This is a genomic window from Streptococcus parasanguinis (assembly GCF_009717775.1).
In the GTDB taxonomy this organism is placed as follows: Bacteria; Bacillota; Bacilli; order Lactobacillales; family Streptococcaceae; genus Streptococcus; species Streptococcus parasanguinis_AG.
In genome coordinates this window covers 29,236-49,282 of sequence record NZ_WMZF01000011.1, presented here as the reverse complement: position 1 = coordinate 49,282, position 20,047 = coordinate 29,236, and the positions used below count along the sequence as shown (strand labels likewise).

The 20,047-nt window shown below is 39.2% G+C and carries 19 protein-coding genes, 1 tRNA gene and 1 other RNA gene; 9 read left to right on the top strand and 12 right to left on the bottom strand.

The window, feature by feature from the left end; translation table 11 throughout:
• Positions 1–56 precede the first annotated feature (56 nt).
• From GMC92_RS10365 to GMC92_RS10315, 9 genes are all read left to right on the top strand, one after another.
• The gene (locus tag GMC92_RS10365; RefSeq protein ID WP_003004789.1) at positions 57–899 is read left to right on the top strand and encodes a PTS mannose/fructose/sorbose/N-acetylgalactosamine transporter subunit IIC; all 843 of its coding nucleotides are present in this window, start codon (positions 57–59) and stop codon (positions 897–899) included.
• Positions 883–1,737 (top strand): PTS system mannose/fructose/sorbose family transporter subunit IID, encoded by an 855-nt coding sequence (locus GMC92_RS10360; RefSeq protein ID WP_037585172.1) that lies wholly within the window; start codon positions 883–885, stop codon positions 1,735–1,737. The genes GMC92_RS10365 and GMC92_RS10360 overlap by 17 nt, the downstream gene beginning before the upstream one ends.
• A gap of 101 nt (positions 1,738–1,838) precedes the next feature.
• Positions 1,839–2,132 (top strand): hypothetical protein, encoded by a 294-nt coding sequence (locus GMC92_RS10355; RefSeq protein WP_003004348.1) that lies wholly within the window; start codon positions 1,839–1,841, stop codon positions 2,130–2,132.
• Positions 2,133–2,261: 129 nt separating this feature from the next.
• Positions 2,262–2,543, top strand: a complete 282-nt coding sequence (gene groES, locus GMC92_RS10350; protein WP_024055367.1) for a co-chaperone GroES — start codon at positions 2,262–2,264, stop codon at positions 2,541–2,543.
• Positions 2,544–2,564: 21 nt separating this feature from the next.
• On the top strand, positions 2,565–4,190 hold the full coding sequence (gene groL, locus GMC92_RS10345) for a chaperonin GroEL (RefSeq protein WP_070590330.1): 1,626 nt from the start codon (positions 2,565–2,567) through the stop codon (positions 4,188–4,190).
• Positions 4,191–5,216: 1,026 nt separating this feature from the next.
• On the top strand, positions 5,217–5,951 hold the full coding sequence (locus GMC92_RS10335; RefSeq protein WP_155200311.1) for a response regulator transcription factor: 735 nt from the start codon (positions 5,217–5,219) through the stop codon (positions 5,949–5,951).
• A 30-nt stretch (positions 5,952–5,981) separates the two neighbouring features.
• Positions 5,982–7,268 (top strand): sensor histidine kinase, encoded by a 1,287-nt coding sequence (locus tag GMC92_RS10330; protein WP_241672902.1) that lies wholly within the window; start codon positions 5,982–5,984, stop codon positions 7,266–7,268.
• Between the two features lie 289 nt (positions 7,269–7,557).
• Complete coding sequence (locus tag GMC92_RS10320; RefSeq protein WP_155200309.1) at positions 7,558–8,238, top strand: ABC transporter ATP-binding protein; 681 nt, start codon at positions 7,558–7,560, stop codon at positions 8,236–8,238.
• Entirely contained in the window at positions 8,235–8,942 is a 708-nt protein-coding gene (locus GMC92_RS10315) for a hypothetical protein (RefSeq protein WP_003010655.1), read from the top strand. Before GMC92_RS10320 ends, GMC92_RS10315 begins: the two co-directional genes overlap by 4 nt.
• 197 nt (positions 8,943–9,139) lie before the next feature.
• Here GMC92_RS10315 and GMC92_RS10305 read toward each other — a convergent pair whose 3' ends face one another.
• From GMC92_RS10305 to GMC92_RS10250, 12 genes are all read right to left on the bottom strand, one after another.
• Positions 9,140–9,670, bottom strand: a complete 531-nt coding sequence (locus GMC92_RS10305) for a hypothetical protein (protein ID WP_155200308.1) — start codon at positions 9,668–9,670, stop codon at positions 9,140–9,142.
• Positions 9,671–10,100: 430 nt separating this feature from the next.
• The gene (locus GMC92_RS10300) at positions 10,101–10,793 is read right to left on the bottom strand and encodes an ABC transporter permease (RefSeq protein WP_003009836.1); all 693 of its coding nucleotides are present in this window, start codon (positions 10,791–10,793) and stop codon (positions 10,101–10,103) included.
• Between the two features lies 1 nt (position 10,794).
• Positions 10,795–11,622: an ABC transporter ATP-binding protein gene (locus GMC92_RS10295; RefSeq protein ID WP_003009839.1), complete on the bottom strand. Its 828-nt coding sequence runs from the start codon at positions 11,620–11,622 to the stop codon at positions 10,795–10,797.
• 646 nt (positions 11,623–12,268) lie between these two features.
• Complete coding sequence (locus GMC92_RS10290) at positions 12,269–13,414, bottom strand: low temperature requirement protein A (protein ID WP_049526125.1); 1,146 nt, start codon at positions 13,412–13,414, stop codon at positions 12,269–12,271.
• Between the two features lie 163 nt (positions 13,415–13,577).
• Positions 13,578–14,420, bottom strand: coding sequence for an aldo/keto reductase (locus GMC92_RS10285; RefSeq protein WP_070465251.1), 843 nt, complete (start codon positions 14,418–14,420; stop codon positions 13,578–13,580).
• Positions 14,421–14,923: 503 nt separating this feature from the next.
• Entirely contained in the window at positions 14,924–15,439 is a 516-nt protein-coding gene (locus GMC92_RS10280) for a DUF308 domain-containing protein (protein WP_070464525.1), read from the bottom strand.
• Between the two features lie 218 nt (positions 15,440–15,657).
• Entirely contained in the window at positions 15,658–16,074 is a 417-nt protein-coding gene (locus GMC92_RS10275; RefSeq protein ID WP_225305933.1) for a helix-turn-helix domain-containing protein, read from the bottom strand.
• Positions 16,075–16,592: 518 nt separating this feature from the next.
• Positions 16,593–17,603: a YeiH family protein gene (locus GMC92_RS10270; protein ID WP_031576934.1), complete on the bottom strand. Its 1,011-nt coding sequence runs from the start codon at positions 17,601–17,603 to the stop codon at positions 16,593–16,595.
• Between the two features lie 322 nt (positions 17,604–17,925).
• On the bottom strand, positions 17,926–18,339 hold the full coding sequence (locus tag GMC92_RS10265; RefSeq protein ID WP_081103087.1) for a helix-turn-helix domain-containing protein: 414 nt from the start codon (positions 18,337–18,339) through the stop codon (positions 17,926–17,928).
• Between the two features lie 96 nt (positions 18,340–18,435).
• Positions 18,436–18,508 (bottom strand) — tRNA-Lys (locus tag GMC92_RS10260).
• A 5-nt stretch (positions 18,509–18,513) separates the two neighbouring features.
• A non-coding RNA gene (gene ssrS / locus GMC92_RS10255) (6S RNA) lies at positions 18,514–18,706 on the bottom strand.
• 66 nt (positions 18,707–18,772) lie between these two features.
• Entirely contained in the window at positions 18,773–20,044 is a 1,272-nt protein-coding gene (locus GMC92_RS10250) for a replication-associated recombination protein A (RefSeq protein WP_155200307.1), read from the bottom strand.
• Positions 20,045–20,047: the final 3 nt, after the last annotated feature.

Below are 20,047 nucleotides of genomic sequence, written 5' to 3'. Positions count from 1 at the left end.
AACTAACAGTCTGATCTGTTAGGTAAATAAATTTACAAACAAAAGGAGCGTTTGTTATGACAATTTCATGGATTCAAGCAATCTTGCTTGGTATTTTCGCCAGCTTGTCTTCAATGCCTGGTATGGGAGGTTCCAGTATCGGGAACTATACACTCGGTCGTCCTTTGATCGGTGGGTTGATTTCAGGTTTAATTCTTGGAGATGTGACAACCGGTATTATGGTCGGGGTTGCCCTTCAAGTCGTTTATATCGCCTTGGTAACACCTGGTGGTACCGTATCTGCCGATGTGCGTGCCATCTCTTACATCGGTGTTCCTCTTGCTATCTTGTTTGTGCATGCTAATAACATCACAGATGAAGCAGGAATCGCCGCAGCTGCAGCTCCAATCGGTGCAGCCGTTGGGACAATTGGTACAGTTCTTTTCTACGGTACCGCTACTATGAACTTGGTTTGGCAACACATTGGTTGGAAAGCCGTTGAAGAAGGAAACTTCAAAAAACTCTACGCAGTTGACTGGGTTTACCCTTGGATCTCTCACTTCCTCTTCTCTTTCCTTCCAACAATGATTATCACCAAATACGGTGAAAACATGGTTGATTTGATGAAACAATACCTTCCTATGGATGGTTACTGGATGAAAGCCCTCTTTACAGTCGGTGCTCTTCTCCCATGTGTCGGTATTGCCATCTTGTTGAAACAAATTGTTACAGAAGCAACTGACTTCATTCCATTCTTTGTTGGATTTACCTTGGCAAAATCTCTCGGATTGAACTTGGTATCCAGTGCCGTTGTTTCATTAATCTTTGCAGTAATCTACTATGAACTTGAAGTGATCAAATCGATGAAAGCTGCTCCAGCCGGAGTGGTGGACCAAGACGATGATGAGGAGGATATTTAAAATGGCTGATAGAAAGAAAATTTCAAAGAAAACATTAGCAAAAGCATTCCATCATTGGTATTATGGTCATTTGACTTGTTTCTCTCAAGAACATATGCAAACCTTCGGGTACTTGACTTCTATGCTTCCAATCGTAGAAGAAATGTATGACACAAAAGAAGAACAAAAGGATGCTATGCAAACCTATACGGCCTTCTTCAACACTGAACCACAACTTGGATCTCTTGTTGTAGGGATCACAGCTGGTTTGGAAGAAGCGCGTGCAAACGGAGATGCAGTAGATGGCGAAACCATCAACGGTATGCGTGCCGGTTTGATGGGACCAATCGCTGGTATTGGTGACTCATTGGTCGTTGGTACCTTGATTCCAGTTCTCTTAGGGATTGCCCTTGGTCTTTCTAAAGGTGGTAACGTCGCTGGTGCTCTCTTCTACATCGTCGTATGGAACCTCTTAGTCTACTTTGGTATGCGCTTTGCCTTCTTCAAAGGTTACCAATTAGGGGATAAAGCCGTTGAATTCCTTGTAGGACCAAAAGGACAAGCTCTTCGTAAAGCGATCAGCGTTGTCGGTGGTATGGTTATCGGTGCCGTAGCAGCTACTTGGGTATCTGTTACAACAGCCCTTCAATTCAAGAATTCTGAAGGAAAAGTCTTCTTGAACATCCAAGAAAAGATCGATGGTGTTTATCCAGGTCTCTTGACAGCAGCCTTCATCACTCTTTGCTGGTGGTTGATGTCTAAGAAAAAAATTTCACCAAACAAAGTCATGTTACTTCTCGTTGTAGTGGCTTTGATCGGTGTTGCCCTTGGTATCTTTGACCCACATCTTAAATACTAAGGTCAAGAAAAAACGAATTTGCTAGTAGGAGTTTTTGAGAATGAAGTGAATGGACCTCCTTTATTTGCACTTCATTCTCAATTTTTATCAGGAGGAATCCCATGGTTACAAAACAAGAACTTGTCAATGGATATGAAACAGAAATCAAGTACCAACGCCACATGCTTGAAAACCTTGGTCGTTGGTTCAGCTTACTCTTTATCATTGCCAGTATTGGTGTGGTATTGATCTATCTCTTTCACAAAAGTTTCCTCCCACTCTTGATCCTCGGGATTTTACTAGCCTTGGTTGGAATTTTAGGCATGATTGTTTTTGGATATGGCATCTACCGCGGTCGGATCAATCTTCAAAAAGTGATCGATGATTTCAATCAAAAATTGACAATTTTAAATTGATATTTTAGAAACATCTCATTTATTTTTGAGGTGTTTTTTTCTTGACTATTTCTGACCAAGTGATACAATAGAAACATAAGTTAGCACTTGTGTATAGAGAGTGCTAAAAACACGTATGGAGGAATGAACATGTTAAAACCATTAGGAGACCGTGTGGTCTTAAAAGTAGAAGAAAAAGAACAGACTGTTGGAGGTTTTGTCCTCGCAGGTGCGAGCAAGGCCGATACAAAAACAGCTGAAGTGGTTGCCGTTGGTGAAGGTGTGCGTACCCTAAGTGGTGAACTCATCGCTCCAGCTGTAAAAGCAGGAGACCACGTTTTGGTTGAAAGCCATGCAGGAATTGAAGTGAAAGATGGGGAAGAAACCTACACCATCGTTGGAACAGCAAACATTCTTGCAATTGTAGAGTAAGAGAAGAAAGAGGTAAGAGAAATGGCAAAAGATATTAAATTTTCATCTGATGCACGTTCTGCAATGGTCCGTGGTGTCGATGTCTTAGCAGATACAGTGAAAGTTACGTTGGGCCCTAAAGGGCGCAATGTGGTTCTTGAAAAATCATTTGGTTCACCCTTGATCACAAATGATGGGGTGACCATCGCAAAAGAAATTGAATTGGAAGACCATTTTGAAAATATGGGTGCTAAATTGGTGTCAGAAGTGGCTTCTAAGACCAATGATATCGCAGGTGACGGTACAACGACCGCAACGGTCTTGACTCAAGCTATCGTCCGTGAAGGGATCAAAAACGTCACTGCAGGTGCTAACCCAATTGGCATCCGCCGTGGGATCGAGACCGCTGTTGCAACAGCAGTAGAAGCTTTGAAAAACAATGCGATTCCAGTATCGAGCAAGGAAGCGATTGCTCAAGTAGCTGCTGTGTCTTCTCGTTCTGAAAAAGTCGGTGAGTACATCTCTGAAGCCATGGAAAAAGTTGGCAAAGATGGGGTCATCACCATTGAAGAGTCTCGTGGAATGGAAACCGAGCTTGAAGTGGTTGAAGGCATGCAGTTTGACCGTGGTTACCTCTCACAATACATGGTCACTGATAATGAAAAAATGGTGGCAGATCTTGAAAATCCATACATTTTGATCACTGACAAAAAGATCTCAAACATCCAAGAAATCTTGCCATTGTTGGAAAGCATTCTTCAAAGCAACCGTCCACTCTTGATCATCGCAGATGATGTAGATGGCGAAGCTCTTCCAACACTTGTCTTGAACAAGATCCGCGGTACCTTTAATGTCGTAGCTGTTAAGGCACCAGGATTTGGTGATCGCCGCAAAGCCATGCTAGAAGATATCGCTATCTTGACAGGTGGAACTGTTATCACAGAAGATCTCGGTCTTGAATTGAAAGATGCAACCATTGAAGCCCTTGGTCAAGCAGCTAAAGTTTCAGTCGATAAAGACAGTACTGTCATTGTCGAAGGTTCTGGTAACCCAGAAGCGATCGCTAACCGTGTTGCGGTCATCAAGTCACAAATCGAAACCACAACCTCTGAATTTGACCGTGAAAAATTACAAGAACGTTTGGCTAAATTGTCTGGTGGCGTTGCCGTAATCAAGGTTGGTGCTGCAACAGAAACAGAATTGAAAGAAATGAAACTCCGTATCGAAGATGCCCTTAATGCGACTCGCGCAGCCGTTGAAGAAGGGATCGTTGCCGGAGGTGGTACAGCTCTTGTCAATGTCATCTCTGCAGTCGCAGCCCTTGAATTAGAAGGGGATGAAGCAACAGGACGCAATATCGTTCTTCGTGCTTTGGAAGAACCCGTGCGCCAAATTGCCCACAATGCCGGTTACGAAGGATCTATTGTGATTGATCGCTTGAAAAATGCCGAAGTCGGAACAGGTTTCAATGCTGCAACAGGTGAATGGGTGAATATGATTGATGCAGGAATCATCGACCCAGTGAAGGTGAGCCGTTCAGCCCTTCAAAACGCCGCTTCCGTAGCGAGTCTGATCTTGACGACCGAAGCAGTCGTAGCCAACAAACCAGAACCAGCAGCCCCAGCAGGACCAGGAATGGATCCAAGCATGATGGGGGGGATGATGTAACCTGATACCAATGATTGGTGCTAAAGCACCGAATCATTGGACGGTAGCCGCTATGTTGCGGCCTACCTAATCATCTTACTAGCTCAAAGGGAGGAAAATATCGTTCCTCCCTTTTCACGTCGTAACCCCTTGGTTAATTTATCAGGTGCATTTATTGTTATGGCAAGCACCATGGTGCCTTGCCGAAGTGTCTTACTAGCTCAAAGGGAGGAAAGTATCGTTCCTCCCTTTTTCGCGTCGTAACCGCTACAAATGATTGAGGCTATACCTCTCATCGTTGGATAGTAGCCACTATGTTGCGGTCTGGCTAATCGTCTTACTAGCTCAAAGAGAGTGGGACAGAAATCGGTAATTCGTTAGAATTCGATTTCGTTGTCCCACCTCCGCACAGTTGAGTAGGGCTGTAAAAGCTGATGAAATCAGCGTAGTAGAGCCCACTCAACCACTGCGTCTTGCTCGACAATCCAAAAATAATTGAGAGGCTAGGACTTTTGTCCCAGCCTCTTTTTATCGTGCTTTGGGATTTTCATTTGTTATGGAATAATATTTTTATTTTAAATTTTGTAACAGAAATGATAAATACTAATTAAAGAGGACTTGCGTAGATGCTTGGGAATCAAGCATTTGCGGTGTTTTCAGGCAGAGGGATATTTGCCAACAAATTGCAATACAAATTAACTGATTTTGTAATAATTCTAGTGTATACTAGTAAGAGTAGATCACAGGTCTACATTGTTGCAAGGGGAGAACTTCCCACATACATGTCTATTGACAATAAAACTTGATCGTAATATCGCTGTTAGTAAAATGAGAGTTTGAACATAGCATAGATTTTATCGACCTTTTTCATATTAAAAAATATTTTTCAAATTCCCCTTGCGCAAGCTCTTCCGGATTCCTCCGGGAGAGTTTTTTTGTTAAGGAGAAAAGGTAGAAGGGCTATTAAGTCTCTTTTGAAAGAGTGGCTCAGCAGGCATCATTTATGGTAAAATAGAACATATTCGTAGAGGGGAAGGAGTGAGGACTTTGTTGAAGATTTTTGTGTTAGAAGATGAATGGATCCAACAATCGCGTATCGAAGCGGTCTTGCAGGATCTCATCCGTCAAAAATCCTTGCAATGCAAAGCGCCAGAAGTGTTTGGGAAGTCAAGCCAGTTGCTGGATGCTATCACAGAGAGAGGCGCCCATCACCTATTCTTTTTAGATATCGAGATTAAAGGTGAGGAGAAAAAAGGTCTGGAGATCGCAAAAGAGATTCGTAAGAAAGACCCCCATGCGACCATTGTCTTTGTCACCACTCACTCTGAATTCATGCCCATTACCTTTCAGTACAAAGTAGCTGCCTTGGATTTTATCGATAAAACGCTGAGTGAGGAAGAGTTCAAAGAGAGAATCAGCTCAGCCATCGACTATACCTTGGAGCAAGCTGGGACCACGATTGCGCAAGATGCCTTTACGTTTGAGAGTGCGATGGCGCGTGTACAAGTTCCTTTTAATAAGATTTTGTATGTTGAAACGTCTCCAGCCATTCACAAGGTCATTTTACACACCCAGGAAGAGCGCTTGGAATTTTACGCTAGTATTGCCGATATCGAAAAAGCAGATCCCCGCTTGTATCGGTGCCACCGCTCCTTTGTGGTGAATCCGCAAAATATTACGAAGATTGATAAAGAAGCCAAGAAAGCTTTTTTTGAAAATGGAGACAATTGCTTGATCTCACGGACCAAGTATAGAGGCTTACTGGAAGCTTTGAAAAAATAGAGGGAGAAAGAATTGCTGTTAGATATTCTAATGTCTTACCTAAAGTTCTTCGTCAGCATGCTGATCTATCGTCATATCAGTAGACAAGAGTTCACCTTGCGCTGGCTCTTTTTGTGCCCCTTCTTCTTTGCAATTATCTTTACCCTTGTGCCACCGGTAGGCTTTTTTGGCTATTTCTTAGTATTTATTGCCTATAGTTTCTATCGAAATCGTAACATACGACACCTTTTGAATATTTTTTACGGGCTCTACCCGGTTGTCATGGAGAGTCTCATTGGGCGCCTCCTAGCCTTTTATGTCTTTCCGATGCTCGGGATTGTACTTGTTCATGAGGCATCTGTCAGCTGGTATGATGCTCTACTTGAATTGTTGGTCTTTCCTGTTTATATAGGAATCACTAAATTGTTAAAACTAGATTTTACAGATTTGAAAGTAGGGTTTCAACGGCAGTATTTTAATCGTTTCTTACTCCCAATGAATCTTTCCATGTTTGTGTATTTGCTCAGTGTTGTAGGTCTGGTGGTTTTTGAGGATGCTATTCCTCATGCAGATGCTTTACGGGAACAGTTAAATAGTATTTATCTGATTTTGTTTTTTGTGATGCTCTTGTATTTCAATGCAGTGTCCAAAGAACGATTGAAACAAGAGATTCTAGAGCAAAAAGATAGGCAACTGCAGGAGTTAGCCACCTATAGCCAACACGTCGAAATGCTCTATGGGGAGATTCGTGCCTTTCGTCATGATTACCTGAATATTTTAACCAGTCTCAAGTTAAGTATTGAGCATGAAGATCTCAATGCGATCAGGGAAGTCTATGAGAATGTTCTTCGAGAGAGTGGCCAACAATTTTACGATAGCAAGTTTGATATTGCCAAACTCAGTCACATTGAAAATCCAGCTGTAAAAAGTGTTCTGTCCGCAAAATTATTGGAGGCTCAAAACAAAGGGATTGGGATCTCTGTCGAGATCGATGAACCTGTTCGAGATTTATTCATCGAGGTTTTAGATTTCATCACCTTCTTATCCATCCTTTGTGACAATGCTATCGAAGCGAGTCTTGAATCAGAGGACCCCCAGCTGACTCTTGCCATGCTCCAGGAGACGAACTCCCTTATTTTAATAGTTGAAAATAGTACAAAAGCTGAAAAAATAGATCTGGCGAGAATTTTTGAAAAAGACTACTCGAGTAAAGGAGAGGGCCGCGGTCTTGGATTGTACAAGATCCAACAATTACTGGAAAAGTATCCCAAAACGACAGTGTCTACCAAGAGTTCAAACTACCGATTTACCCAAAGCCTGACCTTTTGGAAGGAATAATGGAAGAGAGAGTGGGACAGAAATCGGTCATTCGTTAGAATTCGATTTCGTCGTCCCACCTCCGCACAGTTGAGTAGGGCTGTAAAAGCTGATGAAATCAGCGTAGTAGAGCCCACTCAACCACTGCGTCTTGCTCGACAATCCAAAAATAATTGAGAGGCTAGGACTTTTGTCCCAGCCTCTTTTTTGACCATTCACGACGATTTTCTGACCGATTCTGACAGAGAGCCACAAAGCCTGCCTCTTTGAAGTATACTGTACACAAGATCAATAAGAAAAGAGGGATCGTATGTTTCAGGTCGCATCTATTACAAAATCATTTAAGGAGAAGACAGTATTAAAAGGGGTGTCTTTTTCGATAGAAGAAGGAGACAAAATTGCCTTGCTAGGAAATAATGGGGCAGGTAAAAGCACCCTGTTCAATATTATCGCTGGACAGCTCCAGGCCGATTCGGGGACGATAAAGACTTCGCTTGATTTTCAAAGAGAAATTGGGATGATGCCTCAGGGGGATCTGCTCATCGAGGATCTAACCCTTGCTGAATTCGTCGAATTAAAAAGCCGGATGAATCAGCTGAAGCAGGCTGATATCAATGGACTCTTAGAGATGGTCGAATTGAGAGAATCAAGAGAGCAGATGGTGGGCAGTCTTTCCGGTGGTCAAAAGAGACGCTTGTCCTTGTTGGTAACTATTTTGAATCATCCAAAGTTGATTTTTTTAGATGAGCCAACGACTGGCATGGACTTGGAAGCAGTGGATAATTTTTGGAAATTACTGGAGCAGCAAGAGTTTACATCTGTTGTGGTGACCCATGATTTTAACCAAATCGATGCCTTTTTTACAAAAGTCCTGATTTTAAAAGATGGTCGAATTGCTGCCACAAAGTCTGTCGAGGACATTCACCAGGATGGTCAAACCATTGAGCAGTATTTCCGAGAAGAGATGAATAAAGGAGGGGAACAAGCATGAAAAAGATTCAATTAAAACAAGTTTTACGAAATAAGCGCTTTGTATTATTCACCATTATTTTACCCATAGGCTGGTATATCTTCTTTGATCAGCTTCAAAAAGGGGTTTCGCCAAGTATTTTATTAGGCATTGCCGTATTTATCGGGGTCATTGGCAATAGCCTTGCAACCTTTAGTAAGCGGATCGCCTCAGATATCGGGTTTTATTCTTTTGAATCCCATTTTACAAGCTATAGTGTCAAGAACTATTTATGGGATCAATCGATCGTACAACTGATTTTGAACAGCTTGATCTTTTTAGCAGTACTAGTAGTTGCTGTTCTAGGTTTTCGCTTTCCAGTGACGACTAGCCTGTTGGTACAATTTTTCCTCTTATCCTTGATGGGGATCTACTTTAGCGTGATTGGCTTTGTCCTTGGGGTAAGAGTAGATGCCAAGACGATTGATACCATTGGCTTTCCTATCATTATTTTGGCCGCTATGACCATTATTCCCTTTGATACGCTTGGTGCAAGTGGAGGATTTATGGACTTAGTTGGCAAGCTACAACGGGCTTTCCCAGGTTATTATTATACAAAGCTGATCCAAGATTTGACCGAGAAACAAACGGTCGATGCCACTCAATTAGCGCTCTTTGTTGCCGTATTTGGATTGAATTTGCTATTTTTCTATCTGCTCGTACCCAAAGGAAAAATGGGGAACTAAGAGCAGTTAAAAAGAGGTTGGGACAAAAGTCCTAGCCTCTCAATTGTTTTTGGATTGTCGAGCAAGACGCAGTGGTTGAGTGGGCTCTACTACGCTGATTTCATCAGCTTTTACAGCCCTACTCAACTGTGCGGAGGTGGGACGACGAAATCGAATTCTAACGAATTACCGATTTCTGTCCCACTCTCTTTTCTTTGCTATAAAACGGTTATTCGGTATTCGTCCGTCAAGTACTTGGAAAGATCTTGCCAATCTTCTTCCTTAAATTTACAAAGATTGACGAAGAGTTTTACGGTATGGTGCTCTGTGTTAATGATGACATTCGATTTTGAGAGATTTTCTAGTGCTGTATTGTCCCTCAGTTGAAATTCGATGAAATAACTCTTACTATTTTGGTGATCGGGGTCACTAACATCGACCTCTTTATAAGCTACACTTACCAAATCTTCCTTGGGAATAAAGATATCTTTTGTCAGAATCACTCCCTGATAAGCATGGATCCCATCAGAAGTCAGTTCAAAGGCGATCTGACGATTAGTCAGCCTTTTGATCCCAGCAATGGTTGCATAGACCGCAATTAACAATAAAAGGATCTGAATGAGAGTGATAAAAGTGATTTTTGGAAAACCCTCAAAACCTAGGACCGATAAAAAAGCTAAGTGGACAAAGATCGCACAGGCAAAAGCCAAAAAGCCATATCCGACATATTTTGAATAATAGATTTTCATTTTGGACTCCTTACATTTAAGATGTAACGAAAACTTGGAATTTCAAGTACCCTTATCATAGCGGATTCAGGCAAGAACTGTCAAATGTTTGCTAGGGTTCAAAGGTGCTTTTTTATTTTAAATGGAATAACAATGATGCAGGATGTTCTAACTTCGTACGCTACATTATAGTGTATAAAAATATGAGCCAAATACTTTTGAGACAAGCAAAAAAGCCTTGTAAACCAAGGCTTTTACTGTTGAAGTTTGATGTCCCCTGCATGGATTTGGAAAGAATTTTCATACTGATAGTAATTAAAAATATTGAAATATAAGTGATTTTAGGGAAATACTTTTAGGTATTTTCAATGTCATGATTTAAAAATGGGGCAAAAGTGTGGCAAAAATTATTTTATCAGTAACCTAGGCCCGATAAATTGCTTACATCATCTCAATGTTTCTTATTCCAGACGAATCCCGTATATACAAGTGCGGACATTAACATGATCCAAAGTAACAATGTTAAAATTTGTATATTATAAAGATTGAAGGCAGAGATATCATTAAAATATTGATTATGCGCTCCTAATAGAGAAAAATCTGTTAATAATTTAGCAAATTTATTTATGCTCGAAAACATAGGGAGAGTCATAATGACAAGATAGAATATTAGACTCACGGCAGAGGCTTGTGTTTGATTTTTACAGAACAAAGCTATAGCAAAGTTGACCAATATAAAACAAAGTATCGTAAGGAAGGTTACTACTGAATATAGAGCAAGATTAGGTATTGAGATACCAAAAGTAATAGGCATCACCCAAACACCTATAATTGAAAATAGAAATGGAAATAAGACTGTAGAAAAAATATACTCTGGAGTTTTGACTCCTGTTAAAATTAACGTTCTTAAATTCTTTTTATCTTTTTCTTCACTGATGATTAGTGTAGTAAAGGTTCCAGCGGTCAGACTATAGATGGTAATAATCGCCATATTCATTAAAAAGATTGAACCACGAACGTCTGGCACAAAGTTTAAAAGTGAGAAGTCGACTATTGGTGTGAATACACATACAAATAGAATGATTTTGTTATGAAGAAGGTATCTATACCGTAACCATAATAAACTAAAAAATCGTTTAAGCATATTATAATTTGTCTCCTGTTAATTGAATAAAGATACTCTCAAGGCTTGTTTCCAGAGTATTAATTGTTTTAGTGTTCTCTCCTAGATATTTATAAGCCTCCTCTTTAGGAACAATAATCTCTCTTCCATCAAAATAGCTTATTTTAACCTTATCAGTCTGGCTGTACTTATCAATAATCTCTCGAGGCGAACCTTGTTCGACGATTTTTCCTTCATGAAGTAAAGCGATTGAATCACATAACTTGGTCGCTTCATCCATGTTATGAGTTGTTAAAAAAATAGTTGCCCCAGAGTTTTTTATTTCAAGTAGTAGTTCATGAACGATTTGAGATAGGGTTGGATCCATTCCAGAAGTTGGTTCATCTAAAAAAATTACTTTTGGTGAATGTAGAATCGCCCGAATTAACAACATTCTTTGTTTCATTCCGGTTGATAACTTCTCTGCTTTATTAAATCGATCATCATATAACTTCAATCGCTTTAATAAATGATCTAGATATGATATTTCTACACTGTGGAATTTAGCAAAAAATAAAAGATTATCATACAGAGACAGTCTATCATAGAAACCTACATTATCACTCATAATTCCCAATTCTAAAAAGTCGTCAGAGGTTAATTGGGCGCAATCCTTTCCTAATATTTTAACCTCTCCTTCATCAGGTGGTAACTGACCAGTTAAAATATTGATTGTCGTAGTTTTGCCAGCACCAGATGGTCCTAAAAAACCAAATATTTCTCCACTATTTATTGAGAAACTAATTTCTTTGAGTGCTGTTTTGTCTTTAAATTTTTTGGTAAGATTTGAAATTAAGATACTTTCGTTCATTTTATATCTTTCTTTTAGAAAATTATTACGTAATTTGTTACCATCACGATAAATTGGAATACGGGAATTTTATTTGTCAGTACATAGGCTTATTCCTAAAGTTTTAAATCTATAATACTAAGATTTAAAAGATAAAGCAAGATATATTCTTTAGTTTGTTAATTTTTGAAATGTGGTTTACTCGCAGATAGTTTTTACACTTATCGTATTAAAATCTCTGAATGAAAGTAAAGATGTATTTTCTAGTTTATACAGAAGAGGTGGTACAAATCCATTTGTCTTAAATAAACAAAAAAGCCTTGAGTGGTTTTCAAGGCTTTTTGTGCATAAAAAAATGCCCCCTGCATGAATTTGTAAGAACTTTTCATATTGAAAATAAACAAAAATGTTGAAATATAGCTGATTTTAGGGAAATACTTTTAGGTATTTTCAATGTCAGGATTTAAAAATGGGGCAAAAGTGGGGCAAAAACGAATGACTCACATTTGGTTTGAAAACCTATAATACCTAATGATTATGCCATACTAGATATATAGTGTTGTTATAAATAAATGTCAGTGCGAGTTCAAATCGGAGGATAAAATGGAAAAACAAATTAATGAAAAAAAAGCCTTGGTTCCCAAAGCTTTTTAATGTTATAAACTCATTAAAATATCCCCCAGTTAGATTTGGAATATTTTTTATTCTGTGTCATATAAAAATAAATAAAATGAATGGCTATAGCTAGAGCTAAAATGGTTGCAATACTCAACACTGTTATAGGATTAGAAGCGAAAAGCAAAGAGAGAATCAAGGCAGCCAGATAGAGTGTCGCTTGAGCACAGTAGTAACTTCTCGGATAGCGAAGATAGTTTTTGTTATAGGGCCCATTTGCTAGGACAGCAGCTTGGAAGAGGCCAATTCCGATATAAAAGAAGCTGATTGCAACGAGAAGATTAGCCTCGGGATTCAGGAGATAACCCATCGAAACTGTCATCAACATAAGCCCGATGAAAATAGGATAGTGACTATAAATTACAAATAATCCCTTTTGACTAGATCCTTCATCAATAGCATGGTCAAATTCGCCAAAATAAAACAAGAACAGGGAAAGCATGATAACGAAATTGAGAACCGAATAAATCGAGAAATTCTCGACTGTAAAGAAGCTAGCTAGCCCAACAACCATCTCTCCAAACGTAATAATCACAAGAAGGGAGACGCGCTCGATTAAATGGGGAAGATTTACCTGGAAATGCTCATCTTTAGTAATCAAGAAAATTGGCACAATAAATGTTAGCAGAATACTAGCAATAAAGATATAGACTCCAACGTAAATAGGAAAAAGAGCTGCCAGATAGACTCCTAAACTTCCTAGACCTGTTAACCATAGAAAACCTTTGATACTTTCCCGATCAGTATTATCGGTTGATTTTCTAAAAAATTCAACCAAATATTGAAAAAATAAGGTAAGGGTCAATGTACCAACAGCCCAACAGGTATAATAGAACCATTGTTGCCAATTGTATCCAATCATATTGGACATAAAGAGCATAAGTCCCATGTTGATAAACATGATTACCATGTTAAATAACGAGTTTGTTCCATAGCGATTGGTATAAATGGTTTGAATCATCCAGGAATTGATGATAACCATGACAGAGATGAAGAAATCAAGTAAAGAATCCCAAGCCACAACACCGCTATGAAGAGGGTGAATTAAAGCAGTTGCTTTTGAAATTGCAAAAACAAACACTAGGTCATAAAATAGTTCTGAAAATTCTACACGTTTATGCTTAATAAGAGTTGTCATATTAATACCTATCTACTTTAGAAATACAATACATTATAACAGAAAATGGTAATGAAAGAAAAGGATATGCTTAAATAATTTCATGTGGCGCGAATTGTCAAAATCTTGACTTCTTTTGTCATTTACTTGAAAAAGCAACCCTGATGGGTTGCTTAAAATCCTATTAAAAATTAACTGTGTCAGGATCATCCTGAGTTTTGATGCCTTGAATCTTATCCAAGACTGCCATATCTTCCTCTGATAAGTCGAAGCCGAAGATATCCAAGTTAGCTTTTATATTTTTAGGTGTCACAGACTTAGGTAGTGGCAAGAAACCTTTTTGAAGGCTCCAACGCAGAGCAACTTGTGCCACAGATTTACCGTTACGTTCAGCCACTGCTTCAACATCTTCATTTGCAAAAATGCTACCTGTACCTAGTGGACTATAGGCTTCAAGAAGGATATCGCGCTCTTGGCAATAGGCAACTAAGTCTTCTTGGTCACAACCTGGAGCCAAGAGGATTTGATTGACATGTGGAACAATTTTAGCTGTTTCAAAAAGAGCTTCTAGGTGATGTTGCATAAAGTTTGACACACCGATAGCACGCACCTTACCTTCTTTGTAGGCTTCTTCCATAGCCTTCCATGCACCCGCATTGCCAGCCTTCCAAGCATCATTCTCACGAAGCGCCTTTGGATTAGGCCAATGGATAAGCAAAAGATCCAAATAATCCACACCAAGTCTTTCGAGAGACTCATCGATAGAAGTCTTAGCCAACTCGTAATCGTGCTTATCATTCCAAAGTTTGGTAGTTAGGAAAATATCCTCACGTGCCAAATCACTATCAGCAATCGCCTTACCTACAGAAACCTCGTTACCGTAAATTTGTGCGGTATCAATATGTGTGTAACCCGCCTTAAGTGCGAAGCTAACGCTGTTATAGGCTTCTTCGCCTTCAGCAATTTGCCAAGTTCCAAAACCAATTTTAGGAATAGCAACCCCATTTGCAAGTGTATATGTTTCCACGATTTTCACCTTTTCTTTTTTTTAATAGTACTATCTTAAAAAAGATAAGGCAAAAATGCAAAGATTTGCTACGGCTATTATTATGAATAGTTCCTTACTTCTTTTTCCGCTGTTCGTAACAGCTTTTGGAGATATTATTACTTGGGAAGAGAATGAATTTGTAAGAACTTTTCATATTGAAAATAAACAAAAATATTGAAATATAGCTGATTTTAGGAAATACTTTTAGGTATTTTCAATGTCAGGATTTAAAAATGGGGCAAAAGTGGGGAAAAACGAATGACTCGCATTTGGTTTGAAAATCTATAATACCTAATGATTATGCTATTCTAGATATATAGTTTTGTTATAAATAAATGTCAGTGCGAGATCAAATTGGAGAATAAAATGGAAAAACAAATTTCTACGTAGAATGGAATGCGAAAAAGTGATAATTAAAGAGACGAAAAAGCTGAGAATATGATTTCCCAGCTTTTTTGAATGCGATAGAAATAGCAACTAGACTATTTACGAAAGGCCTCAATAATGTAGGTGAAGCCAGTAACTAAAAATGAAAAGGCAATGACATAAACGACAAAGACACCTGTAGCCACTGGATTGAACAGAATCACTAGACCTAGTAAAAATTCAAGCAAGGCTACCCACGTGATATTGCTACCCATAATAGGGAAAATCAATCCTAGACGATTGCCTTTAAAGAAAGCAATAATGGCTTCTACAATTAACCAAATTCCTACAATGGTCGGAATGACGACCGGCAGGGTCACAAAGCCATAAGCAACGAGGTAAAGAGCTAAGAGAAGACTAACAAATCCTTGGAAAAGATAAACAGGTGAGCGAAGCTCTTTTGGTGCAGAGAAATAGCCTAAAATAGCTGCTATAGAAGAAACCAGTAAACCAAATGAAATCCACCAGCTGTAAGCAACAAGATTAGCTACTGGGTTTGTAAATAGGAAAAGTCCTAAAAGGACAAAAACAACTCCTGCAAGGAATAGCAGTAAACGATTAGAAAATTTCATTTCAATACCCCCTATATAGTATAGTTTGCTAATAAAACTATTATACTTATTTTTATAGAAAATGTCAATAAAATAAATAAACAATTTGGAAGTTTCAGTCTGACTTACAAAAAGAAAAGGAGTTTTCACTCCTTTTCACAGATTGAAGACAAAGTCCTTATAAAAGTGTCTTCTAAAGATTTTAACTTCAATCTGAAGCGAGGTTATCCTCGCTTTTTCTATTTATCAAACAATTCCTTATTTTCAATTAAGAGTTCTAGTGGAGATTTATCCCTTGCTTCAATAAAACCAGGTTCATATTGGTTATGAAGTGTTCTTTTCTGAGAAGTTGGATCAATATACAACTCATCTCCATCTTCTGTGTATAGTTGGTTGCCTCTTGTTAAGTAAAGTAAATCCTCTAAGTACTGTCCATCAGTTTCTAGAAAATCTTCGATGTATTTGACAGCTTTTAAAATCTCACTTACTTTATCAGAGTATTCATTAGATTCAAGAACACTCTTTTCTAACTCAATCTCTTTACTAGTTCCAAATAGTTGGGTTGGAGTTGCATTAAAATATTCTGCTATCTTATCCAAATTTGCAAAGGTAGGATAGCTTTTTTGTTTTTCGTAATCAGAGATGTCTGGAAAGATTGCTCATAAAAAAATGTGGGGCAAATGATGGGGCAAATCAGTTATAGACAAGCAAAAAAGCCTTATAAATCAAGGCTTTTTCCTGTTGATTTAGATGCCCCCTGCATGGATTTGGAAAGGATTTTCATATTGAGAGTAATTAAAAATATTGAAATATAAGTGATTTTAGGGAAGTACTTTTAGGTATTTCCAATGTCATGATTTAAAAATGGGGCAAAAACGAATGACTCTCATTTGGTTTGAAAACCTATAATATCTAATGATTATGCTATACTAGAAATATAGTGTTGTTATCAATAAATATCAGTGCGAGACTAATCGGAGGATAAAATGGAAAAACAAATTAATGAAAAAATTATCGAAATGGATAGGGAATATCCCTTTTTATTTTGCTTTAAATCAGATTTTTGGATGGAATAGTAGATGATAAGACAAAATATCTTTGAACATACAAAAAGACAAACGCCAAAAATGACGTCTGTCTACGTTCTGAGGTAGCCTTTAGGCTCCCTTTTTTCTTAGAAAATACCGATGAGTAATTGCATGCCAAGACTAGTCAGGATGATAGCAATCCAGCAAAGGGCTCCAAGAAGAATGGATTTTCCACTGGATTTGATCATAGCAACGAGGTTAGTTTTGAGACCAATAGCACTCATAGCCATGATGATGAGGAATTTGGAGAGCTGTTTGAGAGGTGAAAAGAAGCTATTGCTAACACCAAAAGAAGTAAGGACGGTAGTTAGCAGAGAAGCTAGGATGAAGTAGAGAATGAAAACGGGGAAGATTTTTTTAAGCTTTACTCCTTGGTTGTTGTCTTGTTGACGGCTTTGCCAATAGGAGAGGAAGAGAGTAATAGGGATAATAGCTAAGGTACGAGTCAGTTTGACAATGGTTGCAGATTCTAGAGTATTGGTATGATACAGACTATCCCAGGCGCTAGCTGTGGCTGTTACAGAGGAAGTATCGTTGACCGCAGTACCCGCAAAGAGAGCAAAACCTTCGTTGGAGAGATGGAGCCAAGAACCTAGAGTTGGAAAGATAAGAGCTGCCAAGACATTGAAGAAAAAGATAACAGAAATGGCTTGGGCTACTTCTTTTTCCTTGGCGTGAATAACAGGAGCAGTCGCTGCAATGGCAGAACCGCCACAGATAGAAGAGCCTACCCCAATCAAGGTAGCTAGCTTTGTATCCATGTTAAAAAATCGTTGGAAAAAGAAAGCAATAATTAAAGCGATAGAAATAGTCGAAAGGATGACAGGAAGGGAAGATTTTCCAACTGCGAAAACTTGAGAGATATTGAGTCCAAAACCAAGTAAGATAACAGCATACTGAAGCAATTTTTTGGAGCTATAAGTCAAACCAGCATCCAGTTGTTTATAGGGAGTGAGAAAGGGGTAGAGAATCATTCCGATAAAAATGGCGAAAACAGGTGCTCCCACAACAGGCAGAAAGCCTCCTAAAACCCAAGAGATGATAGAAATGATCAGACAGGCTAACAGTCCTGCCCAATTTTTTGATAGAAATGACATAAAAACCTCCGAAAATAAATACCCCTTATTATAATCTTATTTATCAGAAAAGTAAAATAGAAAATAGAAAGTAGGAATAAGGTAGTAAATTAACGGAATTTTGCGGTCAGAGAGCTTTTTGTAATATAATAGATATATGTTCTTTGATCAATAAGGATGCAAATGTGGCATATGTTATTGAAAAAAATGAATTTGATGAGCCTGGACATGTGAAGTAATTATGTGAGATAAGAAAATAAATAAGAGAGTTGAAAATGTACTGATCCCAAAAGTTAGATTTTTTTCTGTCTAACTTTTGGGATCAGTACATATCCTCGCTTTTTTAATCTAATAGGTCCTTATTTTCAATTAAGAGTTCTAGTGGGGATTTATCTCTTGCTACAATAAAACCAGGTTCATATTGGTTATGAAATGTTCTTTTCTGAGAAGTTGGATCAATATACAACTCATCTCCATCTTCTGTGTATAGTTGGTTGCCTCTTGTTAGGTAAAGTAAATCCTCTAAGTATTGTCCATCAGTTTCTAGAAAATGTTCGATGTATTTGACAGCCTTTAAGATCTCACTTACTTTATCAGAGTATTCATTCGATTCAAGAACACTCTTTTCTAATTCAATCTCCTTACTTGTTCCAAAAAGTTGAGTTGGAGTTGCATTAAAATATTCTGCTATCTTATCTAAATTTGCAAAGGTAGGATAGCTTTTTTGTTTTTCGTAGTCAGAGATGTCTGGAAAGATTGCTCATAAAAAAATGTGGGGCAAATGATGGGGCAAATCAGTTATAGACAAACAAAAAAGCCTTGTAAATCAAGGCTTTTTCCTGTTGTATGTAGATGCCCCCTACAGGGCTCGAACCTGTGACCCATAGATTAAGAGTCTACTGCTCTACCAACTGAGCTAAGGAGGCAAATATAAAAAGCTGTATTGGTGCCGATACTTCACGATTTGTATTGAACCCGCGCAATTAAGCAGGTGGGCAACTCGCTCTGACTTAGCTGCTTCCGCGTGAAACGGCCTGCATACTGCCAGAAGTCTTTTGTTTCCCTAATAATACAAAAAATAGTCGGTCAACACTTAAGTGTGAAGTCGTACACCACAGCGTTTCTATATGTATATGATACCACATTTTGAAAATATTTCAAGGAAAAATCTCAATTTTTTGAAACCGATGTCACTTTTTCTTAAATTGATCAATCTTCTCCTTGGTGGCTCCGAGAGCACGCTCGTACTTGCCATTTTCATTGGGAATAAAGTAGGAAGCGTGTTTGAGCTTGTCTGGCAAGTAGTCCTGATTGACCCAGTTGCCAGGGTAGTTGTGAGGGTATTTATAGTTTTGCGCATTTCCCAGTTCCTTGCTTCCAGCATAATGACCATCGCGGAGGTGGCGAGGAATGGGAAGGTTGCCAGATGTCCTTAGATCAGACAGGGCCTTGTCCATGGCAGCGTAGGCTGAGTTGGACTTAGGCGAAAGGGCTAGATCGATGACGATGTTAGCGATGAGAATGCGGGCCTCAGGAAAGCCGATGCGCTCCGCTGCCTGAAGGGCTGTTACGGTATGGATCTGCGCATCTGGATTGGCCAGACCGATATCCTCATAAGCGATGACAGTCAAGCGACGAGCTAGGCTGGGTAGATCTCCGGCTTCGATCAAACGAGCTGCATAGTGGAGACTAGCATCGACATCCGAACCACGGATAGATTTTTGCAGAGCAGAGAGCACGTCGTAGTGGCCGTCTCCATCTTTGTCCATGGTGATGTAGCTGCGCTGGAGACTGTTTTCCATGATCTCTAGCGTAATATGGCGAATTCCTTCTGCATTTTCAGAGGTCGACAGCACCGCCAGATCGAGAGAATTAAAGGCAGAGCGAAGATCTCCATTGGTTGAGGTAGCGATGAAATCCAAAGCGTCCTCATCGAGCACGACTGGAAAATCAAAGCCACGGTCGGGATCGTCCAGCGCCGTTTTTAGAGCTTGCTTGACCTCCTCCGTCGTCAACGGTTCCAGCTCAAAGATTTGTACGCGGCTACGAATAGCGGGTGTGACAGAGAAAAAGGGATTTTCAGTCGTTGCACCGATCATGATGACCAGACCACTTTCGAGCAAAGGCAGGAGAAAATCTTGTTTAGTTTTATCGAGGCGATGGATCTCGTCCAAGAGCAGGACCAAGCCACCAGAAAATTTGGCCTCCTCTGCGATTTCTTGTAGGCGTTTTTTACTGTCAACTGTTGCATTAAAGGTCCGAAAAGCATACTTGGTCGTTCCTGCGATCGCAGAAGCAATACTGGTCTTTCCGATCCCCGGAGGTCCATAGAGAATCATAGAGGACAGACGATTGGCCTCGACCATGCGACGAATGATTTTGCCTTCTCCAACCAGGTGCTGTTGACCGATGACTTGATCGATCGTTCGTGGTCGCATACGGAGTGCGAGATTGTCGGGCATTTC

Coding starts and splice junctions, on each gene's coding strand:
- GMC92_RS10365 (WP_003004789.1), top strand. CDS start 57: ATGACAATTTCATGGATTCAAGCAATCTTGCTTGGTATTTTCGCCAGC.
- GMC92_RS10360 (WP_037585172.1), top strand. CDS start 883: ATGAGGAGGATATTTAAAATGGCTGATAGAAAGAAAATTTCAAAGAAA.
- GMC92_RS10355 (WP_003004348.1), top strand. CDS start 1,839: ATGGTTACAAAACAAGAACTTGTCAATGGATATGAAACAGAAATCAAG.
- groES (WP_024055367.1), top strand. CDS start 2,262: ATGTTAAAACCATTAGGAGACCGTGTGGTCTTAAAAGTAGAAGAAAAA.
- groL (WP_070590330.1), top strand. CDS start 2,565: ATGGCAAAAGATATTAAATTTTCATCTGATGCACGTTCTGCAATGGTC.
- GMC92_RS10330 (WP_241672902.1), top strand. CDS start 5,982: ATGTCTTACCTAAAGTTCTTCGTCAGCATGCTGATCTATCGTCATATC.
- GMC92_RS10320 (WP_155200309.1), top strand. CDS start 7,558: ATGTTTCAGGTCGCATCTATTACAAAATCATTTAAGGAGAAGACAGTA.
- GMC92_RS10315 (WP_003010655.1), top strand. CDS start 8,235: ATGAAAAAGATTCAATTAAAACAAGTTTTACGAAATAAGCGCTTTGTA.
- GMC92_RS10305 (WP_155200308.1), bottom strand. CDS start 9,670: ATGAAAATCTATTATTCAAAATATGTCGGATATGGCTTTTTGGCTTTT.
- GMC92_RS10300 (WP_003009836.1), bottom strand. CDS start 10,793: ATGCTTAAACGATTTTTTAGTTTATTATGGTTACGGTATAGATACCTT.
- GMC92_RS10295 (WP_003009839.1), bottom strand. CDS start 11,622: ATGAACGAAAGTATCTTAATTTCAAATCTTACCAAAAAATTTAAAGAC.
- GMC92_RS10290 (WP_049526125.1), bottom strand. CDS start 13,414: ATGACAACTCTTATTAAGCATAAACGTGTAGAATTTTCAGAACTATTT.
- GMC92_RS10280 (WP_070464525.1), bottom strand. CDS start 15,439: ATGAAATTTTCTAATCGTTTACTGCTATTCCTTGCAGGAGTTGTTTTT.
- GMC92_RS10270 (WP_031576934.1), bottom strand. CDS start 17,603: ATGTCATTTCTATCAAAAAATTGGGCAGGACTGTTAGCCTGTCTGATC.
- GMC92_RS10250 (WP_155200307.1), bottom strand. CDS start 20,044: ATGCCCGACAATCTCGCACTCCGTATGCGACCACGAACGATCGATCAA.